Source organism: Pseudothauera nasutitermitis, assembly GCF_004801295.1.
In the GTDB taxonomy this organism is placed as follows: Bacteria; Pseudomonadota; Gammaproteobacteria; order Burkholderiales; family Rhodocyclaceae; genus Pseudothauera; species Pseudothauera nasutitermitis.
The window spans coordinates 301,633-313,962 of sequence record NZ_SSOC01000004.1 but is presented as its reverse complement, the minus strand read 5'-3'; the positions used below and the strand labels follow the sequence as shown (position 1 = coordinate 313,962).

Here is a 12,330-nt window from a genome sequence, read left to right as displayed (position 1 = left end):
GGCAGTTGCGAAAAACGCTTGCGGAATATTTGAGAACGACTATCATTCAATAAATAGTCAGGGAGATTCCCGATGCATACCGCCGATGCCCGTACCGTGCTCGTTCTGGTCAATAGCGCCGTGCAGCACCTGCACCACTTCACCGAATCCGGCTGCCCGCGCGCGGAGCGCCAGGCCCGCCTGGCCATCGATCACCTGGAGCGCTACAGTGCGGACCCTGCGATCAATGCCTCGCGATGTGCGCTGGAAGAACTGCTGGATACCGCGCGGCCGCGCTGAAGCCGGCACCGCTCCACGCCCCGTCGTCCGCTTGCAGGTAACAGCGGGGCGCAGAGTGACGAAGCACCAGGAAGACCGGCAGCAAGACAAACGGGCCGTACCGGCGATCCGGTACGGCCCGTTCATGATTCGGGACCGCCCCGGCCTGCGGGCCGGGACTTCCGTCGAGCTACGGTTAGAACCCGATATTGGCGGAGATCCAGAAGGTACGTCCGGCAGGCGTCGTACCCTTGGTGGATTGCGTGGACTTGAAGTACTCGCTGCCCCACACTTGGGCGCCAGCATTGTTGGTCCATTGCTTGAACTTGCGGAAATCCTTGTCGAGCAGGTTGAAGATGTTGGCGTTGATCGTCACATCCTTCGAAACCCGGTAGGCACCGCCAAGGTGGAATAGCGAATAGGCCTTCAGGTCACCCAGCGCCTCGTATTCGAGCCGGGTGTTGTTGTTCGCCGCGAGCGACTTCGGATCACCATCGAAGCGGCGGGCCTTGCCACGATACTCGCCACGCAGCCACAGGCTGAGCTTGTCCGTCGCATCCCAGCGCAGTTGGGCGTTGGCGACGTGCTTCGCGGTATCGCCGAGCTTGCCGTTCTTACGCCCGTTTTCGATGATTTCGCTGTCGGTCCAGGTGTAGTTCAGGTTCAAGGCCCAGCGCGCCGCCAGCGGGATGCGGGTAGTCAGTTCCAGCCCCCAGGTCTTGGCTTCGTCGATGTTGACCGAATAGGTCTTGCTGGTCTGGGCGGCCGGAATGTAGCTGCACCCCGGAATCGGGTCTGTGGCGCAGTCCCCACCACTATTGCTGATCTTATCCTTGATCTTGTTGTGGAAGGCGGTGGCCGAGGCGGTCAGGCCGCCCTGACTGTCGTACCGAACCCCGAGTTCGGTACTCGTACTGGTTTCCGGTTTCAGGTCGGGGTTGCCGATGCCGATGCTCGCCCCCTGGCTACCCACGCCGTTGATTCCATCGATGAGTTGATCCAGTCTCGGCGCCTTGAAACCCTTGCTGACGCCGCCCTTGACGGTCCAACGCTCGGTGGCGTTCCACACCAGATAGGCGCGCGGGCTGACCTCGCCGCCGAAAGCGTCATGGTGGTCATAGCGCGCCCCGAAGGTTGCCGTCAGGCTGTCGGTGAAGCTCCATTCATCCTCGGCGAACAGCGACCACATGGTCTGGTCGTGCTTCTTGGGCAACAGGCCATCGACCAGCTCCGCATTCCAGTACTGCCCGCCCACCGTTGCCACGTGGGATTCGCCAATCGGCGCCACGAGCTTGCTGTCCAGCACGATGTTGGTGGTTTCCAGTTCGCGGTCGTCACCGACGGTGAAAGTCTTGCCATCCACTGTGTAAGTGCTGCCAATGGGGTTGCCGGGAATCGTGCGGCCGACAGTCTCGGTGGTGGAATGGGTCAGACTGGACTCCAGCATGCCGAACGACAGGCGGCTGGTATGCCCCAGGGCGATCTGGTCGCGGTTGAAGCGCAGGTAATCCTTGTAGCCCGGGGCGATCGTCGGAACCGGAGTGCCAAGGCACGTGGCACCGCCACCCGCGCCATCCGCCTTCGTATCCACATTGCCGAGGCGGCAGTCGTCGTTGTTGTACCAGGTTTGGTTGCGCTCGACGTCGAGCCAGAAATCATGTGCGCGGTTCGGGGTCAGCGTCAGACGGGCACCGACGTTGTATTGACGGCTTTCGGCCGGTGCGGGATTGCGCCCGGACGCACGGCCATTCGGCGCCAACACCCAATCCGATTCCGCCCTGCGGAAAATCCCGCCGCGTACCGCCAGCCCGACGAGATCCTCGACCAGCGGACCATTGACATACAGATCGACCCGCTTCGAATCGCCGTAGTCGCTATCCTCCGGAATACCCGCCTCCAGGGTCACCGAACCGTTCCACTCCTTGGCCACCTTGCGCGTGATGATGTTGATCACACCGCCCATGGCGTCCGAGCCATACAGGGTGGACATGGGGCCGCGAATGACCTCGATGCGCTCGATCGCCGACAACGGCGGCATGAAGCTGGTCAGCGCGGAATTGAACCCGTTGGGGGTGACGTTGCCCGCCACGTTCTGACGGCGGCCGTCGATGAGGATCAGCGTGTAATCACTGGGCATGCCGCGGATGCTGATGTCCAGCCCACCGGTCTTGCCCGTGCCACCGCGCACATCCACGCCCTCGACATCCTGGAGCGCCTCGGCCAGATCGCGGAATTGCTTGGTTTGCAGCTCGTCTCGAGTGATCACCGAGATCGACGCCGGTGCTTGCCTGATTTCCTGCTCGAAACCGGAAGCGGACACCACAACCTCGCCAAGTTGGCGAGATTCCTGGGCGAGGGAAGAAGCCGAAAAGGCAACCAGCAGCGCGGCCATGCAAGGACGCAGCGCGGGTGCGGGCGCACGGAAAGAAACTCGAGCCATGAGACAAACCCCTATCGTGAAAAAACGGCACAAACGGATTGGCTGGCTTCCTGAGCACGGCATCCGGACAAGGGCGTGGCTGAGGTGGCTGGCTACGTGTAATGCGAACTATGCAACAAATGATAATTGTTACTATTTATATACGTCAATTTTGCATCTCTTTTGTTGCATTGCTGCAACATCTCGCCATTCATCCACCCTGGTACAAAAGAAAACGGACCGTCCGGGAAACCGGCACGGTCCGTCATGGGCACGGCAACCTAGTTGCCGATGGTCAGAACTTCGCGTTCAGGCTGATCCAGAAGTTCCGCGACTTGTCCTTGTTGTTGTAATCGTCGAGGTAGCTGGGCTGCCAGCCATTCACGCACGAGTTGCCACTGCTGCAAGAGACGAACTCGGTCTTGTAGGTGGTGAAATCTTCATCCAGCAGGTTGTTGATACGCCCGTTGATGGTGATGTTCTTGCTGACCTGGTAGCTCGCCCCGAGGTGAAAGACTTCGTAGTCCTTGTAGTACGCCGCCTTGTTGTTGATCTGGCCACGGTAACGCTTGGAACGCGCCTCCATGGTCAGGAAGACATCCAGGCTGGGCAGAATCTGCCAGTCCAGCGTGGCATTCAGCATGTGCTTGGCGCTTTGGGTCAGCGGCTGCCCCTTGTTGGCACCACTCTTCTGCTCGCTGTCCGTGTAGGTGTAGTTGCCACGCAGCGCCCAGGTATTGGAGATCTGCCAGCGCCCGGCCAGCTCCACCCCTTGGATGACCACCTTGTCGATGTTGCCGCTGCGGGTGGACGACGGGTTGTAGCCGAGATCGGCGTATTCTCCGGTGCTTGCGCAAGGCATCGAGGTGCCGGGGCCGCACGGCACGTTGGCGATCTTGTCCTTGAAGTCGTTGCGGAACACGGTGGCATTGAAATTGTGCCGGTTCGGATGGTTCCAGTAGACCGCCAGTTCGGTGTTGCGACTGGTTTCCGGCTTCAGATTGGGGTTGCCGAACATGGGCGAGACACCCTGGCCGCCGAACCCGGTGATGCCGTCATACAGCTGCGTGGTTTTGGGCGTCTTGTAGCCGGTGGATACCCCACCCTTCAGGGTCCATTGCTGGTCGAGCTTATAGACACCGTACAGACGCGGCGAGATGTGGTCGCCGAACACGTCGTGATCATCGTAGCGCACACCGGCCGTCAGCGTGAACACATCGTTCGGCATCCAGTTGTCCTCGACGAACAGGGACCACATCTTGTGATCCTGCACCTTGCCCGGCGAGCCGGACTCCATGCCGAAAATGCCGTCCTTGAGTTCGCCGTCGATCACCTGGCCTCCGACCACCAGCAGGTGGTCGCCCGCCAGGTTGTGTAGCGGAATGTCCAGCTTGGCGTCCAGGGTGTATTGATTGCTCTGCAGTTCACGCTTCGGACGCGGCAGGAAGGCTTCAAGCTGGGCACGCTGGGCCGGCGTCATGTTGTTCAGCTTGGCGTTCGCGTTGGCGCCCGGCACCGCATTCCACAACGCCAGCAACTGCTGGCGTTCCGCCACGGTGAAGGGCATCGTGCGGCCCTTGTTGTCCGTCTCGATGTACGACAGGGAGACGAAGCTGGTGCCGAAATCCCACTTGCCCTCGTGCGACAGCGACCAGGCCATGCGGGTGAATTCTTGCTTGTCCAGATAGCCGACCTGGGGGTTGGCACGCTCGAGCCAACTACCGCCGGCTCCTACGCAACTAGCCTGCTGCGCAGCAGCATTCCCCGAATAACTCTGCCCGTTCGAACAATAGTTGCCCACCGCCCAAATGGTGCTGATGCTGTCCACCGTACCCAGTGGGAAGCTGGTCCGCCCGGTCACCGGATCATAAATCGGCTCGTTATCGTACTTCTGCTTGGATTCGTCGTAATCGAAGGTGATGCGATGACGCTCGTTGGGCGTGAAGAAAAGGCTGACGCCGTACGCCGTGTTGGTATTGTCGACCGTCTTGCCGCCGCCCCCGAAGCCCAGGCTGCGGGGGTGCGTGGTGCCATCCGGCGCCACCGCCGGATCGTACTGGGGCGAGGACGCCTCGCGCTCATAGCGGCTGCCGCGCAGGCTGATGCCCAGCTTGCCCGGCAGGATCGGCCCGCGAATGCTGAAATCGGTCGTCTTGTCGTCACCAAAATCACTGTTGGACTGGAAAGTGCGGCCATAGGTGATCGAGCCGCTCCATTTGGTGATGTCCTTCTTGGTGATGATGTTGATCACGCCGCCCAGCGCATCCGCGCCATACAGCGTGGACGCCGGGCCGCGGATGACCTCGATGCGCTCGATGGCATCCAGCGGCGGGATGTGGTTGAACTGGTTGCCGGCGAAGCTGTTCGGATAGATGTCGCCGTGGTTGTTCTGGCGCTTGCCGTCGACCAGGATCAGCGTGTAGTCCGACCCCATGCCCCGCATGCTGATCGTCTTCTGACCGGTCTTGTCGGAAGTTTCCCCCACGTCGACACCTTCCAGATCGCGGATGGCATCGATCAGCGTCGTGTAGGGCTTTCTTGTGAGTTCTTCCTGGGTGACCACCGAGATACTGGCAGGAGCATCGGTGATCTTTTGCTCGAAACCCGCGGCGGAGACCACCACATCATCAAGCCGGCGCTCTGACTCCTGGGCCAGGGCAACCGTGGAAAACGCGACCAGCAGAGCTGCCGCACATGGACGCAAGGAAGGCGCCTCAGCGCCACGACGTGAAGCCATCAACAATCCCCTTTTACGAGCAAGGCAACGAACGGTTGGCTGGCTGCCGAACGCGCGTTGCCGCGGGATTGAGTCGGTGGCTGGCTGTCTAAATTTTTTAAATAGTAATAGTTTTCATTTTCAGCCGTCAAGATTTTGTTACCGATTCGTAGCAACTTGCAACATCAACCACGAGGGCCCCCTCTGAAGCGGAAAAACAAAACGGCCGCGCAATGCGCGGCCGTTCTTCCTGAAGGTAAGGCTCAAGACATCTTCAGGAAGCGGGTTCGTTCCCTGCCTGGCGGTACGCCGGCTCATCCACCCTCCAGCCACCCCCCAACGCTTTGTACACATCGACGGCGGCACCAAGGCGAACAGCGCGCTGCTGCACCAGTTGATCCTCCGCGGAGAACAGGCTGCGCTGCGCGTCCAGCAAGGTGCTCAGGCCATCGCTGCCTTCCTTGTAGCGCACCTCCGACAGGCGCAACGCTCGCGCGGTCTCGTCGCGGATCTCGCTCTGGGTGATCTCCTGCACGCGGCCGCGCTCGGCAATCGACAAGGCGTCGTCGACCTCCTTCAACGAGGTCAGCACCGCCTTGCGCCAGTTCTCCACCAGCACGCGGCGCTGCGATTCGCTGCTTTCCACCTGGCCGCGCAGGCGGCCGCCGTCGAACAGCGCCTGCATCAACGACACCGTGAGGCCGGCCGCATTCGCCGGGCTGCCCAGGCCGAGCAGGGCGAATTCGCCACTGGTCAGCGTGCTCGACAGGCCGATCGACAGCTTGAGTGGAAACAGCGCCGCGCGCGCCACCGCGATGTTGGCGTCGGCGGCGGCCAGGCGGGCTTCAGCGGCGGCCAGATCCGGGCGGCGGACGAGCAGTTCGCCAGGCAGTGCGGGGGTGATTTCCGGCACGGCCAGGCCATCCAGCCCCCGCGCGGCCACGTCGAAGCCCTGCGGCACGCGCCCGACCAGCAGGGCCAGCGCGCGCAGGCTCTGGCGCTCCTGCACTTCCAGCGGCAGCAGCGCATCGCGCGCGGACAGCACCGTGCTGCGCTGGCGGCTGAGGTCGAGCGCCGAGGCGGCACCATGGCGGTAGCGGGCCTCGACGATGGCGAACAGGCGCTCGGCGATTTCCAGATTCTGCCGGGCGATGGCGAGGCGGTCGCGCAGGACGAGCACCTGCCAGTAGGCATTGGCCACACCGGCGGCGAGCGACAGGCGAGTGGCTTCGTAGTCGAAGCGGGTGGCCGCCAGGGTGGCCTTGTTGCCCTGCCAGTTGGCGATGTTGCTGCCCCACACGTCGATTTCGTAGCTCACCGCCAGCGCGGCCGAGGAGTTTTCGGTACGCGTGGTGGTGCCGTCCTGCCGGGTATCGCGCGCCCCGGTGGTGACGTTGAGGTCGAGCGCCGGGAACAGGGAGGCGCCCGCGCTGCGCACGGCGATTTCCGCCTGCAGCACACGCTCGGTGGCCACGGCCAGGTCCGGGCTGCCGGACAAGGCCGTGGCGATCAGCGCTTCCAGTTCGGCAGACGCGAAGGCACGCCACCAGTCCGGTTCGGCGGGCTGCCCCGCAGCGCCGGCCGGCACGGCCTCCGCCCAGCTGGCGGGCAGGTCGAGCTGGGCGCCCGGGTGCTTGAGCGGCAGCGCGCAGCCGGCCAGCAGGCCGGCGGTGGCCAGGGCACCCAACATTCGGGCAATGGGGAAACGATGGATGGGGAACGGGGACATCGGGTGTTTCACTCCGAGGCGAGCGCGACCACCGGATCGAGCCGGGCAGCCTTGCGCGCGGGCAGATAGCCGAAGACGAGTCCGGTGGCGAAGGCGCAGCCGAAGGCCAGCAGCACCGGAGCGAGGGAATACTGGATGGGCGTGCCGAGCGCCTGGATCAACGCGGCCACGCTCAGGCCCACGGCAACGCCGATCAGCCCGCCGAGCGCTGAAACCGCCAGCGCCTCGACGAGGAACTGCTGGAGGATGTTGCGCATGCGCGCGCCGGTGGCCATGCGGATGCCGATCTCGCGGGTGCGCTCGGTCACCGACACCAGCATGATGTTCATCACGCCGATGCCGCCGACCAGCAGCGAGATCGCGGCGATCGAGCCGAGCAGGATGGTCATGGTGTTCTGCGTGGCCGACACGCTGTCGATGATCGACGCCATGTTGCGGATCTGGAAATCCTCCACGCCGTGGCGGGAAAGCAGCAGCGCATGGACCTCCTCCTGGGTACTGTCGATCCGCGCCACATCGGTCACCGCCACGGTGACGCTGCGCAGGTGGCGCTGGCCGGTCAGGCGCAGGCTGGCGGTGGTGTAGGGCACGAAGATGGCGTCGTCCTGGTCCTGCCCCCACGCCGTGGCGCCCTTGGGCGCCATCAGGCCGACGACCTGAAAGGGGATGTTGTTGAGCAGCACGAAGCTGCCCAGTTCGAGCCCGTCCGGGAACAGCGCATTGGCCACGGTCTGCCCCAGCACCGCCACCGGCGCGTAGCGCTGCTCGTCCTCGACGGAGAAGAACGCACCCCAGGCCACCGGCCAGGTACGCGCCTGGATGTAGTCGGACGAGGTGCCGATCACCTCGGTGCGGTGGTCGTAGTCCGCGCGCCGCACGGTCACCGAACCGCTCTGCTCGGGCGCGGAGGCCAATACGTTGGGCAGTGCGCGGATGGCCTCGACGTCCTCCGGCACCAGCGTGGTCAGGCCGATGCGCCCGCGCATGTTGGGCGCGCCGGGTCGGATGGTGAGCAGGTTGCTGCCCATCGCGCTGATGCTGTCGATGACCGACTGCTTGGCGCCGTCGCCGATGGCCAGCATGGCAATCACCGAGGCCACGCCGATGACGATGCCGAGCAGCGTGAGGATGGTGCGGAACACGTTGGCGCGCAGCGCGCGCAACGCGGTGCGGGTGGCCTCGAACAGGTCGGTGAGCGGCGAGCTGCGATCCACGTGCGGGGAAAAATCCGGCTCGGCCTGCGTCGACGGATGCGGCCCGGGGTCGGACAGGATGCGCCCGTCGCGGATTTCGATGACCCGGTCGGCGGCCTCGGCGACTTCGCGCGCGTGGGTGATCAGGATGATCGTGTGCCCGGCGGCCGACAGTTCGCCGAGCAGGCGCATGACCTCGGCGCCGCTCTTGCTGTCCAGCGCGCCGGTGGGCTCGTCGGCGAGGATGATGCGCCCGCCGTTCATCAGCGCGCGCGCGATGGACACGCGCTGCTGCTGGCCGCCGGACAGTTGCGAGGGGCGATAGTCCAGCCGTTCCTCCAGCCCCAGATCGGTCAGCAGGCGGCCGGCGCGCTCGTGGCGCTCTTCCGGCGGCATGCCGGCATACACCGCCGGCACCTCCACGTTTTCCCGCGCGGTGGCGTTGCCGATCAGGTTGTAGCTCTGGAATACGAAGCCGAACTCCTCTCGCCGCAGGCGGGCCAGCTCGTCGGCCTGCAGCGCGGAGACGTCCCGGCCCATGAAACGGTAGCTGCCGCCGCTGGGACGATCCAGGCAGCCGAGGATGTTCATCAGCGTCGATTTGCCCGAGCCCGAGGCGCCGACGATGGCAACGAATTCGCCGGCATGGATGCGCAGGTCGATGCCGTGCAGCACCCGCACCTCCAGTTCGCCCGTGCCGAAGCTGCGGGTGACACCGGACAGTTCGATCAGCGGCTCGCCGCGCCGGTCCGCCGGCAGATGGGCGATTTGCGGTTCGCGTTGCATCAGCGCATCCTGGGCATCGGTCCGGGCGGCTGGCCTTGCCCGCCGGTCTGCGCACCGGACTGGCGCGCGCCGGCAACCACACGCTCGCCTTCGCTCAGGCCGTCGAGCACCTGGGCGGCAACCCGGCTGGTGACGCCGACGCGCACCTCGCGCTCGACCACCTCGCCGTCCTGCAGCACCTTCACCGTGGCGCGTCGGCCCCGCTCCACGGGAGGTCCGCCCGCGCCATCCTCGCCTTCCGCCGCACGCGCGCGGCGCATGCCGCCCTCGCCGTTCGGCGCACCGGGCGGACGCTGCATCGCGGGACGTTCGCCGGCAGCCGGACGCTCCCCGCCGGCCGGCCGCATCCCCGGTCCGCCCTCCGCGCCCATGCCGGGAGGACGCGTGCGCGTGCCGAGATTCGACAAGGCCCCCATCGGCACGGTCAGCGCGTTCTCCGCGCGGCCGACGACGAAGAACACCTGCGCGGTCATCTGGGTCATCAACCGGCGGTCCGGGTTGGGCACATCGAACAGCGCGTTGTACAGCACCACGTTGTTGGTCACCGTGGGCGTGGGCTCCACCTTGCGCAACTGGCCGGTCCAACGCTGGCCGGGGTTGCCCAGGGTGGTGAAGTAGGCCTCCATGCCCTGGCGCAGGCGGCTGACGTCGGCCTCGGAAACCTGGGTTTCCACGGTCATCGAACTCAGATCGGCCACGCGCAGGATGGTCGGCGCCTGCTGGGTGGAGTTCAGCGTCTGGCCCTGACGCGCGGAAATCGACACCACGGTGCCGTCGATCGGCGCGTAGATGCGCGCGTAGTCCAGGTTGGCCTCATCCGCGCGCAGGTTGGACTCGGTCTGATCGATCTGCGCGCGCAGCGCCTCGATCTGCGCGCGCGCCGACAGCAGGCCGGCCTGGGCCTGCTGGACGGCCTCCTCGGTGGTGGCGTTCTCGGCAATCAGGTTCTGCTGACGGCGGTGCTGGATTTCAGCCAACTTCAGATCCGATTCGCGCGCGCCCAGAGTCGCGCGCAGATTGCGCAACTGGGCGTGGGTGGCGTCCACCTTGCTTTGCAGCACCGTGGCGTCGATCTCGGCGAGCAGATCGCCGGCCTTCACCTCGCTGCCCACCTCCACGTGGAAAACCTTCAACTGCCCGGAAACCTGGGCGCCGACATCCACATAGTCGCGCGGCTGCAGGGTGCCGGTGGCGGTCACCAGGTCCTCTATATCGGCGCGCTGCACGGTGGCGAACTGGTACAGATCTTCTGGCGTCGGCACGCCGTTGTAGTGCTTCCAGGCGAAGTAGCCGCCAGCCGTGCCGAGTATCAGCAGCGCGGCGGCCAGCAGGGTGCGGAGACGGCGAGAACGCCGGGTCGGGGCAATGGAGGTCATGTCTTCTACGTATCACGCGGCCGGACCGACCGCAGCTGAAGGATAAGGGAGGGCGGTTTGCGGGTTTGTATCGTATTGCAGGTCGGCAGACGCCGTGAACGGCCCGCCAAGCGGCGGTTTTCATGATCTGCGTCAACGTCCACCCCAAAAGAGGCGGGTTTAATCCGGTTTCGGGATTAGACGTCGTCTAAAAGAAATACTCATGCTAGACGGCCCCGTTTTTCTTACGTAAGGAGTACACCACCATGAAGTTCAAGGCTCTGGGAGTAGCCGTTGCCTTCGCACTGACCACCGCCGGCACCGCCGCATGGGCGGCCAAGGTTCGCGATGAGCCGATCCAGCCGATCGAACCCTACAAGACCAGCAACCCCGCCAAGGTCGAACTGGGCAAGAAGCTGTGGTTCGAACCGCGTCTGTCGCTGTCCGGCATCATCTCGTGCAACACCTGTCACAACCTGTCGCGCGGCGGTACCGACAACCTGAAGACCTCCATCGGCCACGGCTGGAAGGCTGGTCCGGTGAACGCCCCGACCGTGCTGAACTCCAGCCTGGCGCTGGCCCAGTTCTGGGACGGCCGCGCCGCCAACCTGCAGGAGCAGGCCGCCGGTCCGATCCAGGCCGACATCGAGATGAACATGCCGCACGCCCTGGCAGTAGAAGTGCTGCAGTCCATCCCGGGCTATGTCAATGAGTTCAAGGCGGTGTTCGGTACCGACAAGATCGACGTCAGCCTGATTACCGCCGCGATCGCCGAATTCGAGGAAACCCTGGTGACCCCGAACTCGCGCTTCGACAAGTGGCTGAAGGGCGACGACAAGGCGCTGAACGCCAAGGAACTGGCTGGCTGGGAGCTGTTCAAGGGCGCCGGCTGCGTGGCTTGCCACAACGGTCCGGCCGCCGGCGGCACCTCCTTCCAGCGCATGGGCCTGGTCGAGCCGTACCAGAGCACCTCGCCAGTCGAAGGCCGTGCCGCGGTGACCGGTGTCGACGCCGACCGCTTCAACTTCAAGGTGCCGACCCTGCGTAACGTGGAAATGACCTACCCGTACTTCCACGATGGCGAAGCCGCCACCCTGGAACAAGCGGTGGACATCATGGGCCGCCTGCAGCTGGGTCGCAAGTTCAGCGAAGAAGAAGTCGGCAACATCGTCGCCTTCCTGAAGACGCTGACCGGTGAGCAGCCGCAGATCACCATGCCGATCCTGCCGCCGTCCAGCAACGCCACCCCGCGTCCGGATCCGTTCCAGTAATCCGGAACCTCGACGCAAGCGTCCCCGCCTCTGGGCGGGGGCGCTTTTTGCCGTGATGCTTCAACCATTTATTTACAGAACACGGAAGGATCACGTAGATTCCAGCAAGATGACCGGAACCCCGACATCCGGCGATAACATGACCAGGATCAATACGGACCCAAACAGAGATGGACAGACTCACGACCCGGGCGATGGCAGAACGGCTGCGTGAAGCCGGCATACCCGTCACCCTTCAGCGCCTCGAGATTGCGCGCGTCATGCTGCAGCAGCCGGTGCACCTGAGTGCGGATCAGATTCTCTCCGCCGTCCGTGCAACGGTCCCTGAAACCTCGCGTGCCACGGTCTACAACACGCTCAAGCTGTTTCGCGAGAAGAAATTGGTCAGAGAACTGATCGTCGATCCCGATCGGGTGGTGTTCGATTCCAACACCGACCCTCACTATCACCTGTACGACGTCAATACAGGCGAGTTGACCGACGTGTCCGCCGACGAGCTGCGGGTGATCGGCGTGCCGCAACTGCCGCCTGACATCGAACTCGAAGAGGTGGACGTCATCATCCGCGTACGCGGCAAACGGACCTGACAGCGCTACATCCGCA

8 protein-coding genes are annotated in these 12,330 nt (G+C 64.4%); 3 read left to right on the top strand and 5 right to left on the bottom strand.

From position 1 onward, the window contains the following. Nucleotides 1-72: 72 nt before the first annotated feature. Nucleotides 73-279 (top strand): hypothetical protein, encoded by a 207-nt coding sequence (locus E6C76_RS11825; protein WP_136348449.1) that lies wholly within the window; start codon nt 73-75, stop codon nt 277-279. Nucleotides 280-454: 175 nt separating this feature from the next. On the opposite strand, the gene E6C76_RS11820 is transcribed toward E6C76_RS11825, so the two are convergent. The 5 genes from E6C76_RS11820 to E6C76_RS11800 form a co-directional block, all read right to left on the bottom strand. Then, complete coding sequence (locus E6C76_RS11820) at nt 455-2,650, bottom strand: TonB-dependent receptor domain-containing protein (RefSeq protein WP_230976253.1); 2,196 nt, start codon at nt 2,648-2,650, stop codon at nt 455-457. Between the two features lie 322 nt (nt 2,651-2,972). Then, nucleotides 2,973-5,414, bottom strand: coding sequence for a TonB-dependent receptor domain-containing protein (locus tag E6C76_RS11815; RefSeq protein ID WP_136348447.1), 2,442 nt, complete (start codon nt 5,412-5,414; stop codon nt 2,973-2,975). A 253-nt stretch (nt 5,415-5,667) separates the two neighbouring features. Then, the gene (locus tag E6C76_RS11810) at nt 5,668-7,083 is read right to left on the bottom strand and encodes an efflux transporter outer membrane subunit (protein WP_230976252.1); all 1,416 of its coding nucleotides are present in this window, start codon (nt 7,081-7,083) and stop codon (nt 5,668-5,670) included. 47 nt (nt 7,084-7,130) lie between these two features. Next, complete coding sequence (locus E6C76_RS11805; RefSeq protein ID WP_136348445.1) at nt 7,131-9,101, bottom strand: MacB family efflux pump subunit; 1,971 nt, start codon at nt 9,099-9,101, stop codon at nt 7,131-7,133. Beyond that, on the bottom strand, nt 9,101-10,477 hold the full coding sequence (locus E6C76_RS11800; protein WP_136348444.1) for an efflux RND transporter periplasmic adaptor subunit: 1,377 nt from the start codon (nt 10,475-10,477) through the stop codon (nt 9,101-9,103). The genes E6C76_RS11805 and E6C76_RS11800 overlap by 1 nt, the downstream gene beginning before the upstream one ends. Nucleotides 10,478-10,722: 245 nt before the next feature. Between E6C76_RS11800 and E6C76_RS11795 the strand changes: the two genes are divergently transcribed. Beyond that, on the top strand, nt 10,723-11,727 hold the full coding sequence (locus E6C76_RS11795) for a cytochrome-c peroxidase (RefSeq protein ID WP_136348443.1): 1,005 nt from the start codon (nt 10,723-10,725) through the stop codon (nt 11,725-11,727). Nucleotides 11,728-11,897: 170 nt separating this feature from the next. After that, complete coding sequence (locus tag E6C76_RS11790) at nt 11,898-12,314, top strand: Fur family transcriptional regulator (protein ID WP_136348442.1); 417 nt, start codon at nt 11,898-11,900, stop codon at nt 12,312-12,314. Nucleotides 12,315-12,330: the final 16 nt, after the last annotated feature.